The 25,982-nt window shown below is 73.7% G+C and carries 25 protein-coding genes and 2 tRNA genes; 21 read left to right on the top strand and 6 right to left on the bottom strand.

Translation table 11 applies throughout. The annotated features are described in order from the left end of the window. Positions 1 to 121 precede the first annotated feature (121 nt). Positions 122 to 718 carry a histidine phosphatase family protein gene (locus VM636_RS19680; RefSeq protein WP_053913968.1) on the bottom strand — a complete coding sequence of 199 codons (597 nt, stop codon included), beginning with the start codon at positions 716 to 718 and terminating at the stop codon, positions 122 to 124. A 195-nt stretch (positions 719 to 913) separates the two neighbouring features. On the opposite strand from VM636_RS19680, the gene VM636_RS19675 reads away from it, so the two are divergent. From VM636_RS19675 to VM636_RS19615, 13 genes are all read left to right on the top strand, one after another. After that, positions 914 to 1,855 (top strand): phosphatase PAP2 family protein, encoded by a 942-nt coding sequence (locus tag VM636_RS19675; protein WP_053913967.1) that lies wholly within the window; start codon positions 914 to 916, stop codon positions 1,853 to 1,855. Beyond that, on the top strand, positions 1,752 to 2,963 hold the full coding sequence (locus VM636_RS19670) for a hypothetical protein (RefSeq protein ID WP_338485242.1): 1,212 nt from the start codon (positions 1,752 to 1,754) through the stop codon (positions 2,961 to 2,963). Before VM636_RS19675 ends, VM636_RS19670 begins: the two co-directional genes overlap by 104 nt. After that, positions 2,954 to 4,546 (top strand): hypothetical protein, encoded by a 1,593-nt coding sequence (locus VM636_RS19665; protein WP_338485241.1) that lies wholly within the window; start codon positions 2,954 to 2,956, stop codon positions 4,544 to 4,546. Before VM636_RS19670 ends, VM636_RS19665 begins: the two co-directional genes overlap by 10 nt. Then, on the top strand, positions 4,543 to 5,904 hold the full coding sequence (locus VM636_RS19660; RefSeq protein WP_053913965.1) for an AAA domain-containing protein: 1,362 nt from the start codon (positions 4,543 to 4,545) through the stop codon (positions 5,902 to 5,904). The genes VM636_RS19665 and VM636_RS19660 overlap by 4 nt, the downstream gene beginning before the upstream one ends. A gap of 252 nt (positions 5,905 to 6,156) precedes the next feature. Further along, entirely contained in the window at positions 6,157 to 6,363 is a 207-nt protein-coding gene (locus VM636_RS19655; RefSeq protein WP_078962706.1) for a hypothetical protein, read from the top strand. After that, complete coding sequence (locus VM636_RS19650) at positions 6,347 to 6,871, top strand: DUF6879 family protein (RefSeq protein WP_053913964.1); 525 nt, start codon at positions 6,347 to 6,349, stop codon at positions 6,869 to 6,871. The genes VM636_RS19655 and VM636_RS19650 overlap by 17 nt, the downstream gene beginning before the upstream one ends. Beyond that, positions 6,855 to 7,691, top strand: coding sequence for a Scr1 family TA system antitoxin-like transcriptional regulator (locus tag VM636_RS19645; RefSeq protein ID WP_338485240.1), 837 nt, complete (start codon positions 6,855 to 6,857; stop codon positions 7,689 to 7,691). Before VM636_RS19650 ends, VM636_RS19645 begins: the two co-directional genes overlap by 17 nt. 137 nt (positions 7,692 to 7,828) lie before the next feature. After that, positions 7,829 to 8,038 (top strand): hypothetical protein, encoded by a 210-nt coding sequence (locus VM636_RS19640; RefSeq protein ID WP_159042128.1) that lies wholly within the window; start codon positions 7,829 to 7,831, stop codon positions 8,036 to 8,038. Positions 8,039 to 8,199: 161 nt separating this feature from the next. After that, positions 8,200 to 8,577, top strand: a complete 378-nt coding sequence (locus tag VM636_RS19635) for a hypothetical protein (protein ID WP_234340436.1) — start codon at positions 8,200 to 8,202, stop codon at positions 8,575 to 8,577. 152 nt (positions 8,578 to 8,729) lie between these two features. Beyond that, a complete protein-coding gene (locus tag VM636_RS19630) occupies positions 8,730 to 9,287 on the top strand; it encodes a class I SAM-dependent methyltransferase (protein WP_338485239.1) in 558 nt (185 codons plus the stop codon). 537 nt (positions 9,288 to 9,824) lie between these two features. Continuing rightward, positions 9,825 to 10,193 (top strand): hypothetical protein, encoded by a 369-nt coding sequence (locus tag VM636_RS19625; RefSeq protein WP_030418362.1) that lies wholly within the window; start codon positions 9,825 to 9,827, stop codon positions 10,191 to 10,193. Positions 10,194 to 10,402: 209 nt separating this feature from the next. Then, a complete protein-coding gene (locus VM636_RS19620) occupies positions 10,403 to 10,987 on the top strand; it encodes a bifunctional DNA primase/polymerase (RefSeq protein ID WP_030418363.1) in 585 nt (194 codons plus the stop codon). Next, positions 10,978 to 11,051 (top strand) — tRNA-Lys (locus tag VM636_RS19615). The genes VM636_RS19620 and VM636_RS19615 overlap by 10 nt, the downstream gene beginning before the upstream one ends. A gap of 164 nt (positions 11,052 to 11,215) precedes the next feature. On the opposite strand, the gene VM636_RS19610 is transcribed toward VM636_RS19615, so the two are convergent. After that, positions 11,216 to 12,421, bottom strand: a complete 1,206-nt coding sequence (locus VM636_RS19610; protein ID WP_051821183.1) for a M6 family metalloprotease domain-containing protein — start codon at positions 12,419 to 12,421, stop codon at positions 11,216 to 11,218. Between the two features lie 450 nt (positions 12,422 to 12,871). On the opposite strand from VM636_RS19610, the gene VM636_RS19605 reads away from it, so the two are divergent. Further along, entirely contained in the window at positions 12,872 to 14,728 is a 1,857-nt protein-coding gene (locus VM636_RS19605) for an EAL domain-containing protein (RefSeq protein ID WP_338485238.1), read from the top strand. On the opposite strand, the gene VM636_RS19600 is transcribed toward VM636_RS19605, so the two are convergent. Further along, the gene (locus tag VM636_RS19600; protein WP_053913960.1) at positions 14,704 to 15,804 is read right to left on the bottom strand and encodes an LLM class flavin-dependent oxidoreductase; all 1,101 of its coding nucleotides are present in this window, start codon (positions 15,802 to 15,804) and stop codon (positions 14,704 to 14,706) included. The genes VM636_RS19605 and VM636_RS19600 overlap by 25 nt on opposite strands. A 746-nt stretch (positions 15,805 to 16,550) precedes the next feature. Continuing rightward, positions 16,551 to 17,282, bottom strand: a complete 732-nt coding sequence (locus VM636_RS19595; RefSeq protein WP_338485237.1) for a decarboxylase — start codon at positions 17,280 to 17,282, stop codon at positions 16,551 to 16,553. A gap of 534 nt (positions 17,283 to 17,816) precedes the next feature. On the opposite strand from VM636_RS19595, the gene VM636_RS19590 reads away from it, so the two are divergent. The 7 genes from VM636_RS19590 to VM636_RS19560 all read left to right on the top strand — a co-directional run bounded on the left by VM636_RS19590 (position 17,817) and on the right by VM636_RS19560 (position 23,901). After that, positions 17,817 to 19,256 (top strand): amidase, encoded by a 1,440-nt coding sequence (locus VM636_RS19590; RefSeq protein ID WP_338485236.1) that lies wholly within the window; start codon positions 17,817 to 17,819, stop codon positions 19,254 to 19,256. A 440-nt stretch (positions 19,257 to 19,696) separates the two neighbouring features. Further along, positions 19,697 to 20,617 carry an ectoine/hydroxyectoine ABC transporter substrate-binding protein EhuB gene (gene ehuB, locus VM636_RS19585; RefSeq protein ID WP_078855697.1) on the top strand — a complete coding sequence of 307 codons (921 nt, stop codon included), beginning with the start codon at positions 19,697 to 19,699 and terminating at the stop codon, positions 20,615 to 20,617. Beyond that, the gene (gene ehuC / locus VM636_RS19580) at positions 20,614 to 21,318 is read left to right on the top strand and encodes an ectoine/hydroxyectoine ABC transporter permease subunit EhuC (RefSeq protein ID WP_030418371.1); all 705 of its coding nucleotides are present in this window, start codon (positions 20,614 to 20,616) and stop codon (positions 21,316 to 21,318) included. The genes ehuB and ehuC overlap by 4 nt, the downstream gene beginning before the upstream one ends. Next, the gene (gene ehuD, locus VM636_RS19575; protein WP_030418372.1) at positions 21,315 to 21,965 is read left to right on the top strand and encodes an ectoine/hydroxyectoine ABC transporter permease subunit EhuD; all 651 of its coding nucleotides are present in this window, start codon (positions 21,315 to 21,317) and stop codon (positions 21,963 to 21,965) included. The genes ehuC and ehuD overlap by 4 nt, the downstream gene beginning before the upstream one ends. After that, positions 21,955 to 22,740: an ectoine/hydroxyectoine ABC transporter ATP-binding protein EhuA gene (gene ehuA / locus VM636_RS19570; protein WP_030418373.1), complete on the top strand. Its 786-nt coding sequence runs from the start codon at positions 21,955 to 21,957 to the stop codon at positions 22,738 to 22,740. Before ehuD ends, ehuA begins: the two co-directional genes overlap by 11 nt. Before the next feature lie 198 nt (positions 22,741 to 22,938). Next, positions 22,939 to 23,784, top strand: coding sequence for an IclR family transcriptional regulator C-terminal domain-containing protein (locus VM636_RS19565; protein WP_338485235.1), 846 nt, complete (start codon positions 22,939 to 22,941; stop codon positions 23,782 to 23,784). Positions 23,785 to 23,827: 43 nt separating this feature from the next. Continuing rightward, positions 23,828 to 23,901 (top strand) — tRNA-Lys (locus tag VM636_RS19560). 52 nt (positions 23,902 to 23,953) lie between these two features. On the opposite strand, the gene VM636_RS19555 is transcribed toward VM636_RS19560, so the two are convergent. Together VM636_RS19555 and VM636_RS19550 are read right to left on the bottom strand one after the other, a co-directional pair. Next, positions 23,954 to 24,559, bottom strand: a complete 606-nt coding sequence (locus VM636_RS19555) for a lytic polysaccharide monooxygenase (protein ID WP_030418377.1) — start codon at positions 24,557 to 24,559, stop codon at positions 23,954 to 23,956. Between the two features lie 219 nt (positions 24,560 to 24,778). Further along, entirely contained in the window at positions 24,779 to 25,939 is a 1,161-nt protein-coding gene (locus VM636_RS19550) for an SPFH domain-containing protein (protein WP_338485234.1), read from the bottom strand. Positions 25,940 to 25,982 lie beyond the last annotated feature (43 nt).

Here is a 25,982-nt window from a genome sequence, read left to right as displayed (position 1 = left end):
GTCTCTCCTCGGGGGGGCCGTGGGGCTCTGGGGCCGTGGGGGCTCTGGGGCCGTGGGGGCTCTGGGGTGTGGCGGAGGCGCGTGCCGGAACCGGCGGTCCGCGGCGGCTTCGCGACAAGTCCTAACCCGCCAGGTGCCCCTGGTCGTTCCAGCTCTCGACGGCCGGCTCTCCGTAGGCCCACCCGAGGACGGACAGGGAGGTCGGGTTCAGACGGATGCGGGCCGCGAACTCCAGGGAGAGGCCGAGCCAGCGGGCGCCGATGGAGCGCAGGATGTGCCCGTGGGCGAAGACCAGCACGTCGCGGTCGGCCTCGCGGGCCCACGCCACCACCTCGTCGGCGCGTGCCGTGACCTCGGCGAGGCTCTCCCCGCCCGGCACGCCGTCCCGCCAGATCAGCCAGCCCGGCCGCGTGTCCCGGATCTGCCGGGGCGTCAGCCCCTCGTAGGCCCCGTAGTCCCACTCCATGAGCGTGTCCCAGGTGCGGGCGCGGTCGCCGAAGCCGGCGAGTTCGCACGTCTCCCGCGCGCGGGAGAGCGGGCTGGTGCGCACCTCGGCGGCCGGGAGCCCGTCCAGCGGGGGCCGGTGCAGGCGCTCGCCGAGCAGCTTGGCCCCGCGGCGGCCCTCCTCGAGGAGCGGGACGTCGGTCCTGCCGGTGTGTCTGCCGGACAGCGACCACTCCGTCTGTCCGTGCCGGGCCAGCAGGATGCGGGGTGCCATGGAGCGGCCTTTCCGGGGGAGGTGCGAAAGGGGGGGGACCCCTCCATCATCGCCCACGCCCCGGACGGGCAACCCGGGGGGCTTTCCCGGCGTCTTCCCCGGCCGGGGGCGCTCCGCGGGAGGGTCCCGCGAAGGCCGTAGAGTGACACGCCGGCTCCGACCGGGGCGCGAGGACGAAGGGGGAGGGCGATCGGATTGCCGCACACCGAGACACCGGGCACCGAGGCGGCCCCGCAGACTCGGCTGCGCTGGTGGACCGAGCTGCCGCTGATCCTCCTGGTGTACGCGTGCTACTCGGCGGGCCGTCTGCTGGTGCGCGGCGACGTGTCCGACGCGGTCGACCACGGCCTGGCGATCCTCCGCCTGGAGCAGGCCCTGTTCCTCAACGCCGAGCACCCGCTGAACCGGGTCTTCACCCGGGAGCCGTGGCTCGGCGTGCCGGCCGACTTCTGGTACGCCTCCCTGCACTACGTGGTGACGCCCGCCGTCCTCGTGTGGATCTTCCGTTCGCGCACGGTGCGCTACCGGGCGGCCCGCACCTGGCTGATGACCTCCACGTTCATCGGCCTGATCGGCTTCACGCTGCTCCCGACCTGCCCGCCCCGGCTGCTGGACGCGCGCCACGGCTTCGTCGACACGATGGCCCACTACAGCTCGTACGGCTGGTGGGGCGGCGAGGCGAGCGCGCCGCGCGGACTGGGCGGGATGACCAACCAGTACGCGGCCATGCCGAGTCTGCACGTGGGCTGGGCGCTGTGGTGCGGGGTGATGCTGTGGCGGCTCGGCGGCACCCGTGCCACCAGGGCGGCGGCCGTGCTCTACCCGCTGATCACCACGATCGTGGTGATGGGCACCGCCAACCACTACTTCCTCGACGCGGTGGCGGGCGCGGCGGTGATGGGCCTGGGCCTGCTGCTGACCCCGTACGTGCTGCGCGCGGTGGACCGGTCGCGGGCGCTGTTCGCGGCGTACGCGACGGGCCACGGGGCCGCGCGTTCCCCGATTGTCGGTGACGGATGCCAGACTTCCGCGGGTGAGCGATTTCCACGGCAGCGCGAGCAGCGGACCCCGGCGGAAGCCGGACCGGACACCTCCCCCGCGGACGCGGGCGACGGGGCTGCGGCACCGGCTCGCTGAGCTGCGCGGTCCCGGTGTCCCCGCCAAGGCGCTGGACGCCCGCGCCCTGGCCGCCCTCGCCGCCAACCCGGGGTGCGGTCGGCGGGCGCTGCTGGACGGCGCCGGGGTGGACAAGGCGTCGCTGGCGGAGCGGCTGGGGGCGCCGGCGCCCTTCGGGCAGTCGCAGTTCGCCCTCACCCGGGGCAACGCCTTCGAGGCCCGGGTCAAGGCCGACGGCGGTGCCGAGCTGCTGCGGCTCGCGCACGAGGCGCTGGACCGGGGCGCGGAGCCGCCCGCCCGCGCGCGGGTGCCCGATCTGACGGCGACCGGCCCCGAGGGCCGTGCGGCGCGCACCGCGCTGGCCCTGCGGGAGGCCACCGCCGAGACGGGTGCCTGGACCCTGCTGGACCATCCGATGCTCGCCCTGGAGGTCGCCGGGTCGCCCGCGTTCCTGGAGCCGGACGCGGTGATCGTGCATCCGGACGGCCGCTGGACCGTCGTGGAGATCAAGTCGTTCCCGATGCTGGACGGCGCCGCCGACCCGGCGAAGGTCGGCGCCGCCGCCCGGCAGGCCGCGGTGTACGTCCTCGCGCTGGAGCGGGTCGCCGCGCACCAGGCCGCTCCGCCGCAGGGGCCGGCCGGGGCACCGCGGGTGGGGCACCGGGTGCTCCTGGTCTGCCCGAAGGACTTCTCCAACCTGCCCGCCGCCTCCGCCGTCGACGTGCGCCGCCAGCGCGCGGTCACCGCCCGGCAACTGGCCCGGCTGACCCGCGTCGAGGACATCGCCGCGGCCCTGCCGGAGGGCGTGTGCTTCTCGCCCGAGCTGCCGCCGGAGGAGCTGACGGCCGCCGTGGAGGCGGTCCCGGCGGCGTACGCGCCCGAGTGCCTGGCCACGTGCGAGCTGGCCTTCCACTGCCGGGAGCGGTCCCGGACGGCGGGCGCGGTGACGCCGCTGGGCCGCCCCGTCCGCGCCGAGCTGGGCGGCCTGTCCACGGTGGACGACGTGCTGGCGGCGGCCCGTGGGGAGGCCGGTGATCCGGACGACCCGGTGGTGGCGGCGCTGCGCCGGGCCGCGGCCCTGCGCGCGCGGGCGCTGCGGGAGGCCGCGGAGGTGGCCGCGTGTCGCTGATCACCACCCTGGCCCGGCTGGAGGCGGTGCGCGCCGGCCGCGCCCAGCCGGCCGCCACCGTCCGGCACCGGCACCTGTCCGCCACCCCCCTGGTCTTCGTGCCGCTCACCACGGCCGGCGAGGCCGGCGCCCCGCTCGGCGCGCTGGTCGGCACCGACCGGGACGCCCCGCACCTGCTGGTTGTCCCGCAGCCCCGCGACCGCGACCTGCGGTTCGGTTTCCTAGCCGAACTGGCGGACGTCGTGCTGCCGTACGTGGAGGCGTACGCCGGCGCGGTGGAGCCCGCCGAGCGCACCGAGCGGGACCCGGGCACCGGTGCCCGCGTCAAGGTCGAGGTCGAGCTGTGCGCGGACGCGGCGCAGATCGTCGTGCCGAGCCGCGCCGGCCTGGAGTACGTGCGGCTGCTGGGCCGGTCGACGCGGTTCCGGCGGACGGCGGAGCAGGATCCGCAGGCGCCGCACCCCGCGCCGCCCCGGGTGCCGCTGCTGGGCCGCTGGCTCACCCACTACGGGGAGCGGGCGCGGGTGCCCGGCTCCTCGCTGCTGCTCGCGATGACCGATCTGCTGGGCCGGCACTGGGCGACCGGCCAGTCCACCCTGGAGGACCAGCACCTGGGGGCGCTGCTCGCCTGGATCGACCCGCCCGCCGGGAGCAGCGGCGCCGAGGCCGCGCGCCGGGCCGAGCTGGCCCGCGAGGACGGGCAGTTGGTGTGCCCGCCGGCGGGCCCGGCGACCGACCCGGCCTTCGACAACCGGCTCCTCGCCCCGGCCATCGAGCGCTACGACCGGGCCCGGGACGCGCTCGCCGCCGCCGAGGACGGCCTCGCGGCCGACCGCCTGCTGGGCGCGCTGACCGCGGCCGAACGGGAGATCCGCGATCTGGTGGAGAGCCGTACGCGCCCCACCTGGGACGCGGTGTGGCGCGGGCTGGAACTGCTGCGGCGGCTGCCCGAGGGGGCGCACGTCGAGGAACGGTGGACGCGGGACCGCTGGTCGTTCACCGGGCACCGGGACCGGATCACCTCCGGGGAGCCGCCGCAGCCGCGCCGCGACGACGCGGTGACGGCGGCGAACAAGCTGGCCGGCCGGGAGCGCGACCAGGCCCGGCTGGACGCCCAGGAGGCGCTGGACGATCCGCTGGTGATGGCCGGGCGGCGGCTGTCCGGGGAGGCGTTCGCCGGGGAGGTCGTGGACGTGGTGATGACGTACAGCGAGGGCCGCCGGCCCGGTCCGCGCCCGCTGGTCACGGTGCGCACGGACGACCGGCCGCACCTGGACGAGCGGGTCAGGGTGTACCGGTCGCTGGGCGGCCGGGCACAGACCGCGGAGTTCGTGGAACAGGTGGAGGAGGGGGCCCTGGTGCTGCGGATCGTCGACAAGATGGGCCGCGGCAAGGAGCCGGAGGCCGGGTCGGTGCCGGAGAAGGGCGACGCGGTCTGCTTCACCCTGTTCGAGCACGAGCAGCGGGGCGGGGCGAGGCTGCCCGAACCGGAGGAGACGCCGTGGACGCACGGCGGACCGCCCGGCGCGGAGGACCCCGTCGCCGAGGCCCCCGACGTGCCCACCGAGGAGGACGTGCTGTGACCGCCGAGACGGTGCCGGCGCCCGCCCGCCCGGAGTTCGACCCGGGCGCGGAGGCCGGCCGCGCGACCGAGGCGATCCTCGCCGACACGCTGCACGGCACCGCGCGCGGCGTCGTCGTCGACTCGCCGCCGGGCGCCGGGAAGTCGACGCTCGTGGTGCGGGCCGCGCTGGAGCTGGCGCGGGCCGGGCGCCCGCTGATGGTGGTCGCGCAGACCAACGCCCAGGTCGACGACCTGGTGCTGCGGCTCGCCGAGAAGGAGCCGGAGCTGGCGGTGGGCCGGCTGCACAGCAGCGACGCCGACGCCTACGACCCGGCGCTGGAGGAGCTGGCGAACGTACGCACCTCGGCGAAGGCCAAGGACCTGGCCGGGCTGCCCGTCGTCCTGTCGACGGCGGCGAAGTGGGCGCACGTCTCGGTGGACGAGCCGTGGCGGCACGCGATCGTCGACGAGGCGTACCAGATGCGGTCGGACGCGCTGCTGGCCGTGGCCGGGCTCTTCGAACGGGCGCTGTTCGTGGGCGACCCGGGGCAGCTCGACCCGTTCTCGACGGTGGGCGGCGAGCAGTGGGCGGGCCTGTCGTACGACCCGTCGGCCGCCGCCGTGACGACGCTGCTGGCGCACAATCCGACGCTGCCCCAGCACCGGCTCCCGGTGTCGTGGCGGCTGCCGGCGTCGGCGGCGCGGCTGGTGTCCGACGCGTTCTACCCGTTCACTCCGTTCCGCAGCGGCACCGGGCCCGGGGAGCGGCGGCTCGCGCTCGCCGTCGCGTCCGACGGTTCGGGCCCGGACCGGGTGATCGACGCGGCGGCCGAGTCCGGCTGGGGGCTGCTGGAGCTGCCGGCCCGGCACACGCCGCGCACCGATCCGGAGGCGGTGCGGGCGGTGGCGCGGGTGGTCCGGCGGCTGCTGGACCGGGGCGGGGCGGCGGTCTCGGAGCGTTCCCCGGAGCCGGTGCCGCTGACCGCGTCGCGGATCGCGGTGGGCACGGCGCACCGGGACCAGGCGGCGGCGGTGCGCGCGGCGCTGGCCACGCTGGGGGTGAGCGGGGTGACCGTGGACACGGCCAACCGGCTCCAGGGCCGCGAGTACGACGTGACGGTCGTGCTGCACCCGCTCTCGGGCCGGCCGGACGCCACCGCGTTCCACCTGGAGACGGGCCGCCTGTGCGTCCTGGCCTCCCGTCACCGGCACGCGTGCATCGTCGTCTGCCGGGCGGGGGTGGACGCGCTGCTCGACGACTACCCGTCGACGGAACCGGTCCAGCTCGGCACCCTGGTCAAGTTCCCCGACGGCTGGGAAGCCAACCACGCGGTCCTCGCCCACCTCACCGAACACCGGGTGCCCTGGCGACCCTGACCACACGGACCCCAGAACCTCTGACCGGCGTCCAAGCGCCGGTTGGTTCAGTAAGTTCGGTTGATTCACGCAGGCTTGGCGTCGCTGGCGGCTGGCCTCCGGAAGGCCATCAGGTCGCCGAGCCCCTGGGCCACGGGCCCTGTTTATGCAAAGACGCGCATAGTCGTGTTCGTGCATAGACGGCCCGCCCGCCCCGCTCGTACCGTCGTGACGACCGGCCCGCAAGGGGCCAGTAGTAGGGGGTTCGTAGCTATGGCTCGTGAGGAACTGACCCGGCTTACCGGCAACGGGAACGGGAACTGCAACAACGACGACTGCCCGAACGTCTACCGAGCCTCTGACGGCTCCATCGTGGTCCAGGGGGACACTGACGCCACCTTCCAGCCTCCGGCCGGGGAAGGTCTCGTTCGCATCCCTGAGAACGTCCTGAGGGAGGCTGTTCGTGCTCTTGGATGGTGACGACTGGACCGCCAAGGTTCAGGGCTTCAAGCAGGAAGCGTGGCGACTTGAAACGCTTCCCTGGTACAGGGTGCCGGGCGAAGACGGAGATATCCGGGACTTCCTGGCAGGGCAGCGAATCGACCCTCATCACTACTCTTCCGGCTACACAGAAGGCTTGAAGAAGATCAGGGCAGAAGGACGTTCCAAGGGGCGCGTACATATCGTCAGGCAGCCACTCACGGACTATCTCCGCTTCGAGTTCATGTACTACGAGGTTCACTCGCAGGCCGGGGATGATATCCGAATCCTGGACGTGACCGATCGCCCCAACCCCCTTGAAGGGGTTCAGGACTTCTGGCTATTTGATAAGTCGGAAGTGGTCCTCATGAACTATGCGGAGGACGGCACCCAGACCAGCCGGGAACTGTACGACGGCGACCCGGCACCGTACATCGAATACCAGAGGATCGCCCTCGCGGAATCCGTGCCGTTCAGGGAGTACGTCAGCGGTGGCTATCGAGCCTGACGAGCTGGACCAGTCGGGGCGTGAACTCGCGGCCATGCTCAAGCACCTACGCAAGCAAGCCGGACTCTCAGGGGTCCGGCTTGCTGCGCGTTGCAACATGTCTCAATCCAAGATCAGTCGGATTGAGAGAAATAAGGGACGCCCATCCCTCCTTGATGTCGAACAGATCCTTCGGGGCCTCGATGCTCCCCCAGCGGTCTCAGCCGAAGTGATGGCCATAGCCCGTATTGCACAGACAGAATGGCAGGACGGAAGGACACTCCGCAGGAAGGGCCTGGACAAGAAGCAGCTACAGCTAGCCGGGCTTGAGTCGTCCTCCAAGACGTTCCGCTTCTTTCTTCTCTCCATGGTTACCGGGCTCCTGGCCACCCCCGAATACGTCCGCGCCAGTCTGGCTCAGGCACCCCCAGAGCAGCAAGCCAAAGCCGTGGCCATGAAACTGGACCGACAAAAGGTCCTGTTTGACCGCTCCAAACAGTTCACATTCATTCTGACTGAGCAGGCCGTTAGATATCCACTCGTTCCGCCTCACGAGTTGGCCATACAGATTGACCGGCTTGCCTCCTTCACTCGCCAGCCAAATATCCGGCTCGGGGTGATCCCTATGGGAGTCCACTATACTTCCGGGGTTTTGAATACTTTCACCGTATATGACGACACTTTGGCGACGGCCGAACTGGATCTCGGCGCGATCGCGTTTCGCGACAACCGGGATATCCAAGACCTGATTAGCCGGTTCACCTCATACGAGGAACACACCCTATTCGGGGACGACGCCAGGGAACACCTGGAAGCCTGGGCCGAAGACTGCCGCAGGTGATCTTTACTCAACAACGTGAATAACGTGCCGTATCGCTCCGTAACTCGGGGATCATCTTTCCCGCCACGAACTACGGGAGGCGCGACGGCATGGCAACAGGACAGCAGCAAGAGACATCGTGCAGGCCCGGTACGGCCGTGTTCGACAACACCAGTCACATGGTCGGCGTCATCCAGGGTCAGCGCGGGTCCATGCTCACCCTGATCCGCCCCTCTGGCCTGAACTGGCGAACTCACGCTGATGCCGTACGTCCCGTCAACGACAGGGAACGCATTCAGCTTGCCGCCTTGGCACGACACCACCAGCAGGCCCAGACATTGGCGAAGCTGCGACGCGCGCACCCCTGAGCCCCGCCCTGGTCACCCAGGTACGTACGAGTGGCCGGGGCGGGTTCCATCACCCGAGCACGACCACGTGAAGGGAACCACTGATGGCAACAGCGGTACAGGTCCGAGACCCCCGGTCCTGCGTCCCCACCCAGGTGTGGGATCGGGAAGTCCGACTCATCATGCGGGACCACGCCCTGGGGCGTGACCTGGCAGAGCGCATCTTCGGTCAGGCCGTCGCCTACCTGGTGACCTCCGCCGAGTGCCCCGAGGTCCGCATGGGGCCCTCTCAGGCCGTGGACCTGGGCGTCCACTCGTTCGTGCTCGACTCGATCACCTACATGGCGTTCTGCGACCAGCACGCGGGCCGCTACATCCACCACGTCCCGCACTTGCCCGGAGCGGGAGCCGGGGAGCCCCCCGCCTTGCGAGACACGGTCAAGGCCATCCAGGCTTCCGGCTTCGAGATCGACCCGGAGCTGTGGGTCATGAAGGACGCGGCCGACTGCTCCCAGTGCCACGCCGGGTGCACCGACAGCCCCAACAGCGGGAAGAAATAGCACAACGCCGACAGTGGCGACTCCCCCTCTGCGACGGGGGGAGTCGTCCCCACGAGGAGATGTTCCGTATGGAGGTCGTTACTGCCTGGGAGCGATACGCCCAGGGTCGGACACCACGGCGAGAGGTGAACTCCGCTGGTGCTCGTACGTGGTTGAACTGGACCCAGTACCCCGACCACGGCCCCGATGAATCGATCCTCGGAGACCTCCAGGGCCGTACCGTTCTGGAACTGGGCTGCGGTACAGGCTGCAATCTGGCCCACCTGTCCACCCTCGGCGCGATGTGCACCGGGGTCGATATCGCTCCGAGTCAGCAGGGGAAGGCCGTAGCCCGATGGGGGAGCCTTCCGGGCCTCGCGTTCCACACGGCAGAGGTGACCGACTACCTGAGCCACACAGAAGGCTCCTTCGATGTGGTCCTGTCCATCTTCGGGCCTGTCTGGTTCACGGCCCCTGAACGGCTTCTCCCCCTGGTCCGCGGGAGGCTTTCCCCTGGTGGAGTGCTGGCCTTCTCCCACAGGCCCCCAACGGCCGGCACTCAGCCCGTGGGGCGGCCAGGAGAGGCCAAGGCAGTGACCAGGTGGGACTACACCCCCGAGGAGTGGTCGGCCTTTCTGGCCTCTTCGGGGTACTCGGACATCAAAGCCGAGGTCGTTCCTCCCCCGGAAGGGAAGGACGTAGGAACCCTCTTGGTAAGGGCCTATGCGTGAGGGCTTTACCTCGGAAGGTTTACCCCTACTTTCCCGGCAGGGGTTCCTTTATGGCCGCTTACTGGCTGTAGAGACCCGCCGCAGCGCGGTGATCAGCTTGTCGAACTGCCCCCTGGGCCCACTCCGTGTGGTGATCCTGTTTTCCCAGGGCCGGGAAGCCAACCACGCCATCCTCGCCCACCTCACCGAACACCGGGTGCCCTGGCGGGGGTGAGCGGCGACCGGCTCCGCCCCCGTTCCGCCGGACGCTCCGGAGAGGACCGCCTCGGCGCGGGCTGAAGCCCCGGCGGACGGGTCGGCCGGACGGACCTCGGTCTTCCGGCCTGGGCGCCCTCGGCGTCGCGAGGTACGCCGTCAACCACCCGGACGACTGGACCCCCGGCACTTGGCGGGCGGCCATGGACCGGGCCCGGGCAGGGTACGGATGCCGGGGTACGCGGGTGGCCCGTGTGCGCTCGACGCCCCCTTGCACCGGCGCGGGACAATGGACGGTGGCCCACTCCCCGGCGGGTCGAGACGTACCAGTGAGGAGAAGACATGGCGGAGCCCACGCCGCGTCGGAACGAACCGCGGCTACGCCCCGCGCCCCTGCTCTTCGAGCCCGCGGCGGCGGGCGCCGATCCCGAGCACTTCTTCGACCTCGAATCCATCGACGACCCCCGTGCCCTGCTGGACCGGGCGACCGAACTGACACAGGCGTTCCGGGCCGCGGCGGACCGGGCGGTCGAGTTCCAGGCCATGGCGGCGGCCCAACTGGCCGACCCGCGGCGGTTCGACCGGCTGACGGCGGCGGACCTGGCCGAGCGGGCCCAGTGGACCGAGGACTACGCGAAGAAGATGGTGGAGTTCGGCCGGGACCTGCTGCGCGGCGGCGAGGGACGGACCGGGCACGCGGATCCGGTGTGAGGCGCGGCGTGACGCCGGGGTGACGCCGACCATGACGCCTGGGTGCCGGCCGCGACAGGCGGGTGACGGCCGCGACAGGCGGGTGACGGCCGCGACAGGCGGGGCATATGCCAGATGGGCGCGGCACGATACCCCCTCGGGCATGCCCGTGTCCCGGTTTCCCGGAACTCAGCGCGATACCACCCTCACGGAGGGTAGATGTATGCGCCATGAGCAGTGCACGCAACGTCTCCACCGTCACCTCGGACGGAGCCGCCTGGCTGGCATCGGCGGCCGTCTATCCGCGCTCCGCGCTCGCCTTCTGGGAGGAACGGCCGCAGGCCCCCGTGGCGCTGCCCTGCGGTTCCGCCTTCGACGTGGTGAGCGCCCCCACGATCTTCGGCCGCCGCATGCTGGACCGGATGTGGGACGAGGGCCCGGGGTCCGGCCCGGTGGCCGAGTACCGGGGCCGGATGCTGCTCTTCACCGCGCCTGGCACGGCCCAGCGGCTACCCTCGCTGCTGGAGTGGGAGGAGTGGGACGGGCGCGACCGGGCGACGAGCCGTGCGGGCGCCGTCCCGCCGCTGCTGTGCCACGGCGCCGGGGACACGGTGACCGTGCCGGCGCCCACCGGCTCCTGCGCCCGCTCGGGCTCCCGCTGGCTGGTCGCCCCGGACACCCGCCGGCCCTGGCTGCCGGGGCCGGAGGTGCTGCTGTGGGCGGCGGTGCGGGCGGCCCGCGCGGCGGTGCGGATATCGATTTTTCCTCCCGCCGACCAGGATGCTAAAGTCTACGACGTCAGCAGGCGCCGCTAGCTCAGTTGGTTAGAGCAGCTGACTCTTAATCAGCGGGTCCGGGGTTCGAGTCCCTGGCGGCGCACATGGCCGATGGCGAGGCGATTTCACGGAAACGTGAATGATGCCTCGCCTTCGTCGTTCCCCCAGGTCAGCGGCGTCTCGCTCGGTGACCCCGATCACGCACTCCCGCCGCGCCCGCACCCCCGCGAGCCCCGTGCCCTCGGACGCGCCCCGTGGCCCGGCACCTCAGCCGGGCGTGATGTTCACCGTCCAGGAGCCGGACGGCGTGCGCCCCTCCACCTCCACCCGGACCCCCTCCCCCGGCACCGTGAAGCTCTCGCCGAGGGCCACCGGCGCGTCCGCGAGCGGCGGGTACACCGAGTCCGTCCAGCACGCCGCCGTGTCCGGATGCGCGTCGACCACCTCGACCGGACCGCTCCCGGACCGCGCCCCCGCCCGCACCCGGTACACCAGCACCCCCGAGCGGCAGGCCGCCGCGTCGCTGCCCACCGGACCCCGCGCCTCGAAGGCCAGCGCGCTGTCCTCGCCGGTGCGCACCACCGCCAGCTTCGTGCCCCGGCCGAGACCGAACGCGGGCGCCCCCGCGGCCCCCGCCACCTCGACTCCGGGCCCCGCGCCCAGCGGCTCCAGCGTCAGCCGCACCGGGCCGCTTCCGCGCACGCAGGCCACCTGGCGCGGCTCCAGCCAGCCCAGCTTCCACTTGTGCCAGCCGAACAGGTCGGGTGCCAGACCGAACTGACTGCCCATCAGATCCCAGTCGCCGACGTGCGTGTCCCAGTCGCCCTTGCCGTCGGCCGGGCGGTGGTAGAGGTCGGGCAGGTCGAAGACGTGCCCGGTCTCGTGGGCCAGCACCAGCCGGTCGGGGGGATGCTTCTCGAAGACCGTGACCACCCGGCGGATGTCGGTGCCGTCGGCGTGCAGCGGGACGTCCAGGTTGACGACCTTGGTGGCGTCGGAGTCGACGCCGGGCGCGTCCGGGTCGGCGACGAGGTAGACGACGTCGTAGCGGGAGAAGTCGACGTGCGGATCGGCGGCGGCCAGCGCGTCGCGCAGGTAGGCGGCCCGGTGCGCCGGGTCCCAGTCGCGCTTCAGCTCGTAGGACACGGAGGTGCGCGGCATGGGCACCCACCGGCGCAGGGGGTGCGGGCGCAGGGTGAACTTGCCGTACGAGGCGCGCTGGAAGAAGCGGGTGGTGGCCGGGAAGTGGTCGGCGGCCAGCTCGTCCGGGGAGGTCTTCGGGCGGGCGTCCGGGAAGGACAGGAACACCATCACCGCGTCCAGTTCGCGCACCGGCCGCGGGTAGGCCGCGTTCCAGGTGTCCAGGCCCTCCGAGTGGTGGGCGGCGGTGCGGGGCAGCGCGCAGGGGTCCGGCGAGAACGGTTCGGCGACCGAGGGGGCGGTGACCAGGGAGGTCGCGGCGAGGGCGGACATCGTGGTGCACAGCGCGGCCGGGCCGAGCAGCCGGGGCCGCCCGGCCCGCTCCCCCGGACAGCCGGCGCCGGGCCTTCCGAGGGACCGGCGGGGCAGTCGCCTCAGGGGGAACGGGCGCGGCACGGGGACCTCCGGGGCGGTTCACGGGATACCGCACCCAGCTTGTGCCGGTTCGCCGGGGTGCGCCTCGTTCACCTGCACCGGACGAGTGAGCATCCCCACACTCGCCGCCGCGCCCGGCGTACGACCCCCGCGCACTCACGGAACGTCACAACCGATCGGGGGCGTGAACAACCTGGCCAGGTGTGAGCAGAAACGATCCGCTCCCTGGGGCGGCGGGCCCTGTACCCGGTACGGCGGCTGGAAGGGCCCGGAGTCAGCCTCTATGATCGGCACACTTACCTGCACAGAAAGAGACGGACCGGTATCGAGGCACTGCGGGAGCGAGCGGTGAGCGGAACCTCCGAAGGGCCGGCGCCCGCGGCAGACCCCGGCCGGCCGGCCGTCACGGACCGTGGTCCCGGACCGGCCACGACCCCGGCCCATCCGGCCTACCGTTCGGCGTTCGGCGCGGCGCCGCTCGCCATGGCCGTGGTCGACGCCCAGGGGCTGGTCGTCAGCGCCAACGACACCCTGGGCACCCTGCTCGGCACCGACCCGGCCGAGCTGACCGGCAGCGTGGCCGCCGACCTCGTCGACCTCGCCGCGGACGCCAGCACCTGGCACGCCTACCGCGAGGTGCTCCAGGGCAGGCAGCCCCGGATGCGCTGCACCCGGCACCTCAAGCGGGCCGACGGCCACACCCTGTGGGCGCAGGTCACCGTGGCGCCGCTGGCCCCGGACGCGCCCGGCCTGCTGCTGTCCGTCGCGGACGTCAGCGTCCGGCGTGAACTCCAGGCGCGGCTGCGTCACTTGCAGATGCACGACCCGGTGACCCGGCTGCCCAACCGCGCCCTGTTCTTCGACCGGCTGACGGCCGCGCTCGACGCCGACGCCCACGAGCACGGCGGCACCGGCCGGATCGGCCTGTGCTACCTGGACCTGGACGGCTTCAAGGCCGTCAACGACACCCTCGGCCACCGGGTCGGCGACCGGCTGCTGGCCGCCGTCGCCGAACGGCTGACGCGTTGCGCGGAGAACGCGGGCCCCGCCGCACGGGCCGGCACCCCGCTCGTGGCGCGGCTCGGCGGCGACGAGTTCGCGCTGCTGGTGGAGGACTCCACCGGCACCGACCAGCTCGCGGACCTCGCCGAGTCGGTGCTGGCCGCGCTCCAGGAGCCGTTCGAGCTGTGCGACCGGCGACTGTCGGTCACCGCCTCGGCGGGCGTCGTCGAACGCCACACCGCCGGGACCACGCCGACCGCGCTGATGCAGGCCGCCGACACCACCCTGTACTGGGCCAAGGCCGACGGGCGGGCCCGCTGGACCCTCTTCGACCCCGAGCGCAACGCCAGCCGCATGACCCGTCAGGCCCTCGCCGCCACCCTCCGGCCGGCCATCGACCGGGGCGAGTTCGCGCTGGAGTACCAGCCGCTGGTGGGCATGGCGGACGGCCGGGTGCGGGGTGTCGAGGCGCTGATCCGCTGGAACCACCCGCAGTTCGGGGTCCTCGCGCCGAATCGGTTCATCGCACTGGCGGAGGAGGACGGTTCGATCGTGCCGCTCGGCCGGTGGATCCTGCGCACGGCCTGCCGCCAGGCCCGCCGCTGGCAGCTCGACCACCCCGACGAGCCTCCGGTCTTCGTCAGCGTCAACGTGGCGGTCCGCCAGGTCTGGGACTCCGATCTGGTCGCGGACGTGGCGCGGACGCTGGAGGAGACCGGGCTCGCCCCGCACCTGCTGCAACTGGAGCTGACCGAGTCCGCGGTGATGGGCTCGGCCGGGCGCCCGCTCCAGGTCCTGCGGGCCCTCAGCGACATGGGCGTGCACATCGCCATCGACGACTTCGGCACCGGCTACTCGAACCTCGCCTACCTGAGCCGGCTGCCGGTGTCGGTGCTGAAGCTGGACGGCTCCTTCGTCCGCGGCTTCCAGTACGCGGGCCAGGAGCCGCCGGCCGGCGCGGCGGCGGCGAACCCGGCCGACGAGGTCATCGTCGAGGCGATGGTGCAACTCGCCCACCGGCTCGGGCTCACCGTCACCGCCGAGTGCGTGGAGACCTCGGACCAGGCCGACCGGCTGCGCCGCATCGGCTGCGACACCGGGCAGGGCTGGCTCTACTCGCGGCCGGTCGCACCGGACCGCATCCCGGCCCTGCTCGGCGCGGCGGGCGCCCTCGGGATTCAGGCCCGCGCGGGCAAACCGTAGGCGTCCGCGACCAGTTCGTAGGAGCGCAGCCGCACCTCGGGGCTGTGGGCGTTGGCGGTGAGCATCAACTCGTCGGCGCCGGTGCGCTGCTGGAGGTCGTCGAGGCCGGCGCGGACCGCGTCGGGGGTGCCGTGGATCACGTCGGCGTTCCAGGAGTCGACGAACTCCCGCTCCATCGGCGAGAAGTCGTACGCCTCGGCCTCCTCCGGCGTGGGCACGAGGCCGGGCCGGCCGGTGCGCAGCCGCACCATGTTGAGCGCGGCGGCCAGCACCTGGCGGCGGGCCTCCCGCTCGTCGTCGGCCGCGAGCGCGGAGACGCCGATGAGGGCGTAGGGGGCGTCGAGGACCTCGCTGGGCCGGAAGGTCTCCCGGTACAGGTCGAGCGCGGGGATGGTGTTGCGGGCGGAGAAGTGGTGCGCGAAGGCGAAGGGCAGGCCGAGTTCGGCGGCGAGCCGGGCGCTGAAGCCGGAGGAGCCCAGCAGCCAGATCGGCGGCCGGTGCGGGGACTGCACCCCGCCGGGCGAGGTGCCCTGGACCGGGCCCGGCACCGCGTGGATGCGGGCGTAGGGGTGGCCGTCGGGGAAGTCGTCGTCCAGGAACCGGGTCAGCTCGGCGAGTTGGCGCGGGAACTCGTCGGCGCCCTCGTGGAGCCGGTCGCTGCGGCGCAGGGCCGCGGCGGTGGCGCCGTCGGTGCCCGGGGCCCGGCCGAGGCCGAGGTCGACGCGGCCCGGCGCCATCGCCTCCAGCGTCCCGAACTGCTCGGCGATCACCAGCGGGGCGTGGTTGGGCAGCATGACGCCGCCCGAGCCGAGCCGGACGCGGTCGGTGTGGGCGGCGAGGTGGGCGAGGATCACGGCCGGGGAGGACGAGGCGACGCCGGGCATGGAGTGGTGCTCGGCGACCCAGTACCGGTGGTACCCGCGGGCCTCGGCGAGCCGGGCGATGTCCACGCTGGTGCGCAGCGCGTCCGTGGCGGTGCGGCCGGCTCCGACGGTCACCAGGTCCAGCACGGAGAGGGGGACGGGCGCGGTGCCGTGGGCGGTGCCCCGGATCTCCTCTGCGGCGTCTGCGGCCATGGTGCGGTGCCTCCTGGGTCGGGCTCGGGTCGGGCGTGCCGACGGCTCTCGGGCCGCGCCGGCCACCTCGGGTCCGCGGCGCGTGCCGGTGCGCGCGGGGGAAGTACCGCGCTCGGGTGCCAACCGGGTCCGGACACCGGTTATTCCGGCACCCCCGGGCCGCGAGACGGCAGGGGGCACCTCGCGGAGGGCGCGGGCGGGCGCGGACGAGGCGCCTACGGCGGGGCCGCCCTCCGCCCCCGCCCAGGGGACGGGACCGCGCCCGACTCGGCGCCGGTGGCGAGGACGGCGCCGTTCCGGTGGTGGCGCGGACGGGGGCGTCCGCCCGCGCCGCGGGCGGTGCCGCCGTTCCGGGAGGCGTAGCCGGTGGGGGCGGCGGCCGACGCCTCGGGCATCGACGGCACCCTGCCGGTGGCGGCGGCCAGGGTGGCCGGCGCGGCCTGGAGTCGCCGTGGACCTCGTCGTCTGCTCCTCGCGTCCCCCTTCTGGTGGGGTCTCGTCGGGCGGTGGGGTGGTTGCCGGGTGGCGCGCCCGCGCCGGGGCCGCGCGGGCCGGAAAGGGCGATATGGCGCGCGCATGACAATAACCGGGAGGGGAAGCGTTTTCTCCGCGTGAGTGCGGGCGCCCCCGTGAGGGCGACACGGCTTCGAGGCGTACGAGGTACGGAACAGCGTGCGCGTACCTGAACGGCGGCAGGCTGGCCGAGCCGACCGCCCCTCCGGAGCGCCGGGTCCCGCCCGGCCCGGTCAGACCTGGACGATGGGCTCCCGGGTGAAGAGGGCGCCCAGCTCGGGGGCGTTCAGCCGCCGGTCGGCCAGGCGCAGCGCCTCCCAGACGGTGACCTGGTTGGCGGTGAGGACCGGTTTGCCCAGGTGTTTCTCCAGCGCGGGCAGGTGGGCCACCGTGAGCAGGGCGTTGTCCGGCACGAGCACGGCCTCCGCGTCCGGATGGTCGGCGCCGCGGACCAGGGTCAGCAGTTCGCCCTCGCCCCAGGCGGCGGTCTCCGCCGCGCCGGCCCCGGCGCCGGTGACGGACACGACCTCCGCGCCCGCGGACCGCAGGAACTCCGCGAAGAGCGCGGCCATGTCGTCCGGATAGGTCGCCCCGACCGCCAGGCGCCGTACGCCCATCTCCCTGGCCGCGTGCACGAAGGCGAAGGACGTGGAGGAGGCGGGCATGCCGGCCATCCGGGCCAGGGTGCGGATCTGCACCCTGGCGCCGTCCCGGCCGTGCAGGAAGCCGCCGCTGGTGGAGGCCCACACGAGCGCGTCGGCACCGGCGAGCCGCAGCTCCGCCACGTCGGCCTCCAGCCGCGCCGGGGTGCCCATGGCGCGCAGGGGGTCCGCGCCGAGGGCGTCGTCCCCGGCGGTCTCGGTGTTCACCAGGTCGACCCGGACGTTGCTGCCGAGCAACTGCTCGATGCGTGGATAGTCGTCCTCTCCGGAGTGGCCCGGGTAGAGGATCCCCAGTGCTGTCATGTCCGCCCTTCCCGCTCGCGCTGCGTACGGCCGGCTCCGTCCGGTTCCGGCCGCGTGGTGCCGGGACCCGCCACGGCCCCACGGCACGGGTACCCCGTAGGCGCGGGGCCGCTCCCCTCGGTCACCGGGTTGGCCGAGGACGGCGCTTCCGCCGGACCCGGGCCGGCCGGCACCGGGGGCCCGGGACCGCCTGCCCCCGGGCCGCCACGGGGCGCGGCGCCCCGCCGGGGCCGGTGCGCCCGTGGGCGGCGCACCCGGCCCCCAGCCGCCGCGCCGCCCCGCAACCGGCCCCGCCCCTCCCCCTGTTGACGAAGGTCGGCCGGGGTGCGAGCGTGGTCGAAACCGCACGTCAGACGCCGGTGTCCCGGAAGAACGCCTGTCGATGTCCGCTCCCGCGCCGCCCGCCCTCCTCGACGGCCTCGGGGGCGCCGTGCGCCGCGTTCCCCCCATTCCGGGCGGCGGGTCGTCCGTCGTCCGACGTGGCCGACAGGAAGCACGGGTACGTACCCGGACGCCGAGTCCCAGGGAGGGTGCATGACCGACCTCACCGAGCTGACCGCCGTGCGGCTCGCCGACGGCTACCGCACGGGCGTTCTCGGTCCCGTGGAGGTGACCCGGGCCGTGCTGGAGCGGTCCCGGCGGGTCCGGCCGGAGGGGGACGCCGACGGCGGCCCGACCGGCGAGGAGGCCGTGGCGCGGGCCCGGGAGTCGCAGGAGCGGTGGCGGCGCGGGGAGCCGCGCGGGCCGCTGGACGGGGTCCCGGTCACCGTCGGGGACGCGCTGCCGGTGCGCGGCCGGCCCGCGCCGCGCGGCCCGCGTTCCCTGGCGCCCGAGGGGCCCTGGGACGAGGACGCGCCGGCCGTGGCGCGGCTGCGCGAGCAGGGCGCCGTCCTGGTCTGCGGGACGACGGCCTCGGAGTACGGGGGGAAGGCGGTGCCGGACGCGTCGCCGGCCGGCGGCGCGCGCAATCCGTACGACGCCTCGCGCACGGCGGGCGGGCCGGCCGGGGACGCGGCGGCGGCCGTGGCGCTCGGGGCGGGACCGCTCGCGCTGACCGCGGACGCCGGGGGCGGGGTGCGGGTGCCGGCCGCCTTCTGCGGGGTGCTCGGCACGAAGCCGACGCACGGCAGGGTGCCGCCGTACCCGGCGAGCCCCTTCGGCTCGCTCGCGCACGTGGGCACGCTGGCCCGGGACGCGGCGGACGCGGCGCTGCTCCTCGACGTCGTCGGCGTGCCGGACGCGTGGGACGGCTCGGCGCCGGGCCCGGCGCCGGGGTCGTTCGCGGGGGCCCTGGCGGAGGGGGTACGGGGGCTGCGGGTGGCGTACTCGCCGACGCTGGGCGGGCAGGTGGCGGTGGACCCGGCGGTGGCGACGGCGGTGCGGCGGGCGGTGGAGGGGCTGGCGGGGCTCGGCGCCTGGGTGGTGGAGACGGACCCCGACTTCGCGGACCCGGTGGCGGCGTTCGAGACGCTGTGGTCGTGCGGGGCGGCGCGGGCGGCGCAGCGCCTCGGGGCGGCACGGCGGGAGGAGCTGGATCCGGCGTTGCGGGAGCTGTGCCGGCAGGGCGCGGCGCGCTCGGCGCTCGACTACCTGGCGGCGGTGGACGCGCAGGCGGAACTGGGCCGCCGGATGGGCCTGTTCCACGAGACGTACGACCTGCTGGTGACGCCGACGGTGCCCGTCACGGCGTTCGAGGCGGGGGCGCGGGCGCCGCGCGGTCCGGGCCGGCGGGGGTGGACGGGGTGGACGCCGTTCACGTACCCGTTCGACCTGACCGGCCAGCCGGCCGTCACCGTCCCGGTCGGCACGGACGGGGCCGGCCTCCCGGTGGGGCTGCAACTCGTCGCGGCCCGCCATCACGACGCCCTCCCCCTCCGGGCCGCCCACGTGCTCCACGAGGCGGGCCTGGCCGGAACCCCGCCCCTGCCGGGCGGGGCGGCGCGGGGCGGGCGGCCCGTCGCGGTGGGCGGCTGAGACCGGCCGCGGCCGTACCGGCCCGCCACCCGGGCCCGCTCCGCCCCCCGGCCGCCCGCCGGGGGCGGTTTCCGGCCGCCCGGAGGGGACCCCCGCGGCCCCGCCCCCCGACCGGCGCCTCCGCACCGCGGGCGGCACGGGCTTCACCGTCGGCGGGCAGGGGCGGGCACGGAGGCACGCTCCGGGACCGGCGTGGGGGCACGGGCCGGCGTGGGGGCACGGGCCGGTGCGCCGGGTCCGGACGGGACGCGCTCCCCCGGACCCGAACCCCGGCCCCGCCCCCCGAACCCCGGCCCACGGCCCCGGGGCCCGGGTGTCCCTCCGGGCGTGTCCCCTGACGGACACCGGAGGCCCGGGGTCCGGGCGATGGCCGGGTGCGGCTCTGTATCGGACGGAAAAAGATCGGCATAACCCCGGGCGCTTCGGGTAGCTGCGCGGCCATGGCTCGACCACTGAGAACCCCTCCATGGGGGATATCCGTTCGAACACCCAGGCCGACACGCCGGTCGCTGCTCGCGGGGGTCGCGGCGCTCGGCGCGCTCGGGGCGGCGGGCTGCTCGCGGGTGGCCACCGCCTCCGGTGTGCGGGGCGGCGACCTGCTGGACCGGCTCCGGGCCCAGGGCGTCGTCCGGCTCGGCATCGCCGGCGAGATCCCGTTCGGGTACATCGACCGGGACGGTGAGCTGACCGGCGAGGCACCCGAACTCGCCAAGGCCGTCTTCAAGCGGCTCGGCGTCGACCGCGTGCAGCCGGTGCCGACGGAGTTCGGCTCGCTCATCCCGGGGCTGGCCTCACAGCAGTTCGACGTCGTGGCCGCCGGGATGTACATCAACGAGGACCGGTGCCGCCAGGTCATCTTCGCCGACCCCGACTACCAGATGCTCGACTCCTTCATCGTGCGCAAGGGCAACCCGCTCGGGCTGCGCGACTACCGGGACGTCGTGGCGAAGAAGGCCCGGTTCGCCACCGGCACCGGGTACGCGGAGATCCAGTACGCGGTGGACGCCGGGTACAAGGAGAGCGACATCCTGATCGTCCCCGACCAGGTGGCCGGGTTGAACGCGGTCGAGGCCGGGCGGGTGGACGTCTTCGCGGGGACCGCGCTGACCACCCGCGAGGTGGTCAAGAAGTCGGCCAAGGCCGAGGTGACCGAGGCGTTCGCGCCGCTGGTCGACGGCAAGCCGCACGTCGACGGCGGCGGCTTCGCCTTCCGGCCGACCGAGACCAACCTGCGCGACGCCTTCAACGTCGAGCTGCGCAAGCTCAAGAAGAGCGGGGAACTCCTCCGCATCCTGCGGCCCTTCGGTTTCACCGAGAACGAGATGACCGATCTGACCGCGAAGGAGCTGTGCGGCGGATGACCTCGGGACTGTGGGAACTCGTACTGCGGGGCGTCTGGGTCACGGTCCAGCTCCTCGTCTTCAGCGCCCTGCTGGCGACGGCGGTCGCCTTCGTGGCCGGTGTGGCGCGCACCCACCGGCTGTGGATCGTCCGCTTCCTGTCGGGCCTCTACACGGAGATCTTCCGCGGCACCTCCGCACTGGTGATGATCTTCTGGGTGTTCTTCGTGCTGCCGCCCGCCTTCGGCTGGCAGCTCGTGCCGATGTGGGCGGGCACGCTCGCGCTGGGGCTGACCTACGGGGCGTACGGCTCCGAGATCGTGCGCGGCGCGCTCGGCGCGGTCGACCCGGCACAGCGGGAGGGCGGCATCGCGCTCAGCTTCACGCCCTGGCAGCGGATGCGGCTGATCCTGCTGCCGCAGGCGGTGCCGGAGATGATCCCGCCCTTCTCCAACCTCCTGGTCGAACTGCTCAAGGGCACCGCCCTGGTGTCCGTCATGGGCATGGGCGACCTGGCGTTCAGCGGGAACCTGGTGCGGCTGGCGCTCCAGGAGAGCGCGGAGATCTACACGTACATCCTGCTGCTGTACTTCGTGATCGCCTTCCTGCTGACCCGGATGATGCGCGGCCTGGAGAAGAAGCTGAAGGCGGGCGTCGGGAAGGCGGCGCCACGGCGTGAGGCCGTCGCCGCCGAGCCGGCCGGAGCCGGGGGTGTGCGATGACCTGGGACTGGACCGCGGTGTCCGACTTCATGCCGCACATGTGGGACGGGCTGCTGGTCACCCTGCAGATCCTGGTCCTCGGCTCGGTGATCTCGTTCGCGCTGGGCCTGGTGTGGGCGCTGCTGATGCGGGTGCCGTCGCGCTGGGTGACCTGGCCGGTCGGCGTGGTCACCGAGTTCGTGCGGAACACACCGCTGCTGGTGCAGCTCTTCTTCCTGTTCTACGTGCTGCCGGAGTGGGGCCTGACCTTCTCCGCGCTGACCACCGGCGTGGTCGGCATCGGCCTGCACTACTCGACGTACACGATGCAGGTCTACCGGGCCGGCATCGAGGCGGTGCCGGCGGGCCAGTGGGAGGCCGCGACGGCGTTGAACCTGCCGTTGCGGCGGACCTGGACCGCGGTGATCCTGCCGCAGGCCGTCCGCCGCGTGGTGCCCGCCCTCGGCAACTACGTGATCTCGATGCTGAAGGACACCCCGCTGCTGATGGCGATCACGGTGCTGGAGATGCTCGGCGAGGCGCGGCTGTTCTCGCAGCAGAACTTCCAGTTCACCGAACCCCTGACGGTGATCGGCGTGGCCTTCGTCATCGTCTCCTACCTGGCCTCCCTTGCCCTGCGAGCCCTGGAGCGACGCCTTGTCCACTGACACCGTGCCCCATCCCGAGAAGAGCCCCGGAAAGCCGGGCGGCGAGCTGATCCGCCTGGAGGGGGTCACCAAGCGCTTCGGCGACAACATCGTCCTGGACCACCTCGACTTCTCGGTGGCGTCCGGCAAGCACGTCACGCTGATCGGTCCGTCCGGATCGGGCAAGACCACGATCCTGCGGCTGCTGATGACCCTGATCAAGCCCGACGCGGGCACGATCGTCGTCGACGGGCAGCACCTCTTCCCCGCGCCCGAGAAGCAGTGCCGGGAGGTGCGCAAGCAGATCGGGATGGTGTTCCAGCAGTTCAACCTGTTCCCGAACATGACCGTGCTGCGCAACATCACCGAGGCCCCGGTCACCGTGCTCGGCCTGTCCCGGGACGAGGCGGTGGAACGGGCCAGGGAACTGCTGGACATGGTGGGCCTCGCCGACAAGTGCGACGCGCACCCGGCGCAGCTCTCCGGCGGCCAGCAGCAGCGGGTGGCGATCGCGCGCGCCCTGGCGATGCGGCCCAAGGTGCTGCTGCTGGACGAGGTGACCTCGGCGCTCGACCCGGAGCTGGTCGCGGGCGTCCTCGACCTGCTGCGGGACATCGCGCGCAGCACGGACATCACCATGCTCTGCGTGACCCACGAGATGAACTTCGCGCGGGACATCTCCGACCAGGTGCTGATGTTCGACTCGGGGCGGGTCATCGAGGCCGGCGCCCCCGAGAAGATCTTCAGCGAGCCGGAGCACGACCGGACCCGGGAATTCCTCAGCGCGGTCCTGTGACCGTGCGGAGTCCGCGCCCCAACGTCCGAGGCCGGGACGTTGGGGCGTTCCCCTGGCATATGCCAGGGGCCGGTGCCCCAGGCCGGAGCGCCGGCGATCTCGCCGAGAGGCCCGCGCGGCGGCGGGGCCGACGGTTATCGTGAAGGGCACGAGCCGTCCGGATCAGGGCCCATCGAGCGCGCGCAGGGGGAGACCACCGTGGCGCTGCAGCACAAGCCGACCGCGCCGCACCATCCGACCCAGGACGCCCTGCGCGCCCTGGAGACCGTGGCGCGGTACCCCGCCGGGATCAGCGAGACGGACCTCGCCCGGCACAGCGGCCTCGGCCGGGAGCGGCTGGCCCCGCTGCTGCGCATGCTGCGCCAGGAGGGCTACGTGGAGCGGGGCGCCGACGGCGCGTACGTCACCGGCGAGGCGCTGACCCGCCCGGACTCGGCGCACGGGCGGGAGCAGGCGGTGCGCGAACGGCTCCAGCGCACCCTGGACCGGCTGCGGGACACGGTCGGCGCGGCCGTCTACATGAGCCGGTACGTGGACGGGGAGGTCCGCGTCGTCCACTGCGCGGACAGTCCGGCGGCGCCCCGCGTGAACGAGTGGGTGGACTTCCGCCGCTCGGCGCACGCCACCGCGCTCGGCAAGAGCCTGCTGACCCAGCTGGACCCCGCGGGCCGCCGTGACCACCTGGCCCGGCACAGGGCGGCCCGGCTGACCTCGCGCACCATCACCAGCGACCGGCTGCTGCTCTCCCGGCTGGAGTCGCAGCCGGCCGGCATGCCGGTCCTCGACCTCCAGGAGTACGCGGTCGGCACGGTCTGCGCGGCGGTCCCGATCCCGGCCGGTTCGGCCGCGGGCAGTCTGGCGCTGTCGCTGCCGGTCGAGCACGCCCACCGGCTGCGGCGGGCCGCGGACACGCTGAACCGCGGCGCGACGCCGGTGCTGCTCTCGCTGGCGATCCAGGACCTGCCCGCCGATTCCCGGCCGGCCCGCCCCGCGCGTCCCGGCCGGGGCGCGGGCGGTCGGAGCACGCCCGGAGAGCAGGTATGATTTTCCTCGTCGCCGACCGCCCCAGGCGGACGGCGGGAGTCATGCGCCGCTAGCTCAGTTGGTTAGAGCAGCTGACTCTTAATCAGCGGGTCCGGGGTTCGAGTCCCTGGCGGCGCACAACAGAAGGAGCCCCTCGCCCCGCGAGGGGCTCCTTCGCGTTCCGCGCCGGTCAGAAGGTGACGTCCGAGCAGGCGTAGAAGGCGTTGTTCGTGTCGGCGACCGTCCACACCGCGAGGATCACGTGGTGGCCGCTCAGCCCGGACGGCAGGGTGCCGCTGTGGGAGAGCGTGGCCGGCGGACGCTGGTTGTTGTAGGGCACCGTCAGGAACGGCGTGAGGTTGAGGTCGGCGCGGGTCAGGTTGCGGTTCTGGTCCCAGCCCGGCTTCGTGACGTAGTACTTGAAGTCGGTCGTGGAGTGCATGGCGGTGAACTGCCAGCGGAAGGTGTAGCTCTGGCCGCCGTTGACCTTGGTGGTGGGCCAGTTCTGGCCGTTCGGGGTCTTCGGGCGGTCGAGTTGCGCGAACTGGCCGTTGTTGGCCGAACAGAGCTGGCCGTCGGCCGGACCCGAGGAGGGGAAGCCCTTCGGGCCCTCGACGCTCTGCGGCTCCCACTGGATGTTGCCGCAGTTGGAGACCGACCCGTTCTGGCAGAGCTTCTGGCGGCTGACCGGCAGGTCGGTGTAGCCGTGACCGCTGGCGCCACCGGAGGAGAGCACCAGGGCTCCGGCGGTCGCCATGCCGACCGAGGCGGCGTACAACTTGGTCCTTGTGCGCATACTGCTGCTCCTGTGACGTGGGGGAGAATCAGTGAGCCGTGCAGGTCTAGACCAAGTCCCAGATTATTGCTCAGCGTTGAACATGTCCATACCAATCCGGGAACCCGCACCGGCCCGCTCCCCCGCCGGCCCCGCACGGCCCCACACCGCCCCGGCCCGGCCCCACACGGACCCCGCACCGGCCCGGCGCCGGGCTCCCCGGCCCCGGGTACGGCGGGTCTAGGCGCCCGTGTCGCCCCGCCCGGCGCAGAACGCCACCGTGAGGTCCCGGACCAGCGCCTTGCGTTCGTAGTCGTCCAGGTCGACGAGTCCGCGCACGGTCAGCCGGGTCACCGTGTCCTCCACCGAGTCCACGACCGAGTCGAGCGCGTCGGCCCGCTCCCGGGCCTCCAGCGCGGCGATCCGCCGGCGGTTCATCGCCGCCGCCACCTCGGGGGCGTACTCCACCCGCAGCGGCCGCACCGCGAACACCTCCAGCCCCACCGGTGCCGCGTCCGCCGCCACCATCCGGGTCAGCGCCTCCCCCGCCCCGTCCGCCGAGGCCCGCGCCCCGCCGGGCGGCTCCACCGGCACCCGGGCCAGGGCCGCCTCCACGCACTGGCGCAGGTACGCCTCGTGGTCCTCGATCGCCAGCGTGGCCCGCGCGGTGTCCCGCACCCGCCACACCACCAGCGTCACCACCCGCAGCGCGACCCCGTTGCCGTCCGCCGCGGGCATCGGCTCGCCCCGCCAGTGCCGCAGCCGCACGTCGACCCGGCGGCGCAGCAGCAGCGGGTTGACCCACATCAGGCCGGTGCGCCGCACGCTCCCCCGGTAGCGGCCGAACAGGCCGAGCACCCAGGCCGAGCCGGTACGGCCCCGGGCCAGCCCGCCGAACCCGAACAGGCCGAGGGTGCCGGCCGCCGCGTACGCCGCCCAGGCGACCGGGCCGAGCCCCCCGGCGGCCGGGGCGGGCGGCAGCGCGAGCGACTGGAGGACGAGCGGCGGCACGAGCCCCGCCCACCAGGACGTGGCCGCGCAGCCGGCCAGCCCGAGCGCCCCGGCGGCCACGCCCGCCGCGCCGGGCAGCACCCGGGCCGGACGCTCCGTCAGCTCCGGGTCGACCGGCGGCACCGGCCGGGGCACGGCGGGACCGGGCCGCCGCACCCGGGGCTGCTCCCCGGTGCCCTGCCGGCGGGCGACGACCGCGGGCCGCAGCGGGACCGGCGCCGGTCCCGACTCGTCGCGGAAGAGCAGGTGGACGGGGATCTCCGTGGTGGCCTCGCTGTGGATGAGCCGGGTGTGCCGGGCCGCGCCCTCCGCGGCGCCGGACCCGGGGACGGGTTCCGGGGAGGCCGCGGGCGCGGCCGTGGACGAGGGTGTGGACGAGGTCGTACTCATGCGTGCTCCAGCCTCCGCGCCAGATGCGCCATGAACGGGTGGT

The sequence above is a fragment of the Streptomyces sp. SCSIO 75703 genome, from assembly GCF_036607905.1.
Taxonomy (GTDB): domain Bacteria; phylum Actinomycetota; class Actinomycetes; order Streptomycetales; family Streptomycetaceae; genus Streptomyces.
Note: the sequence above shows the minus strand (reverse complement) of the source record. Positions and strands in the feature narration are given on the sequence as shown.

Bases quoted from the DNA above. Each gene is read 5' to 3' on its own strand.
- VM636_RS19680 (WP_053913968.1), bottom strand. From the start codon at position 718: ATGGCACCCCGCATCCTGCTGGCCCGGCACGGACAGACGGAGTGGTCG.
- VM636_RS19655 (WP_078962706.1), top strand. From the start codon at position 6,157: ATGGCTCGTGAGGAACTGACCCGGCTTACCGGCAACGGGAACGGGAAC.
- VM636_RS19635 (WP_234340436.1), top strand. From the start codon at position 8,200: ATGCGGGACCACGCCCTGGGGCGTGACCTGGCAGAGCGCATCTTCGGT.
- VM636_RS19625 (WP_030418362.1), top strand. From the start codon at position 9,825: ATGGCGGAGCCCACGCCGCGTCGGAACGAACCGCGGCTACGCCCCGCG.
- VM636_RS19620 (WP_030418363.1), top strand. From the start codon at position 10,403: ATGAGCAGTGCACGCAACGTCTCCACCGTCACCTCGGACGGAGCCGCC.
- VM636_RS19610 (WP_051821183.1), bottom strand. From the start codon at position 12,421: ATGTCCGCCCTCGCCGCGACCTCCCTGGTCACCGCCCCCTCGGTCGCC.
- VM636_RS19600 (WP_053913960.1), bottom strand. From the start codon at position 15,804: ATGGCCGCAGACGCCGCAGAGGAGATCCGGGGCACCGCCCACGGCACC.
- VM636_RS19595 (WP_338485237.1), bottom strand. From the start codon at position 17,282: ATGACAGCACTGGGGATCCTCTACCCGGGCCACTCCGGAGAGGACGAC.
- VM636_RS19590 (WP_338485236.1), top strand. From the start codon at position 17,817: ATGACCGACCTCACCGAGCTGACCGCCGTGCGGCTCGCCGACGGCTAC.
- ehuB (WP_078855697.1), top strand. From the start codon at position 19,697: ATGGCTCGACCACTGAGAACCCCTCCATGGGGGATATCCGTTCGAACA.
- ehuC (WP_030418371.1), top strand. From the start codon at position 20,614: ATGACCTCGGGACTGTGGGAACTCGTACTGCGGGGCGTCTGGGTCACG.
- ehuD (WP_030418372.1), top strand. From the start codon at position 21,315: ATGACCTGGGACTGGACCGCGGTGTCCGACTTCATGCCGCACATGTGG.
- VM636_RS19555 (WP_030418377.1), bottom strand. From the start codon at position 24,559: ATGCGCACAAGGACCAAGTTGTACGCCGCCTCGGTCGGCATGGCGACC.
- VM636_RS19550 (WP_338485234.1), bottom strand. From the start codon at position 25,939: ATGAGTACGACCTCGTCCACACCCTCGTCCACGGCCGCGCCCGCGGCC.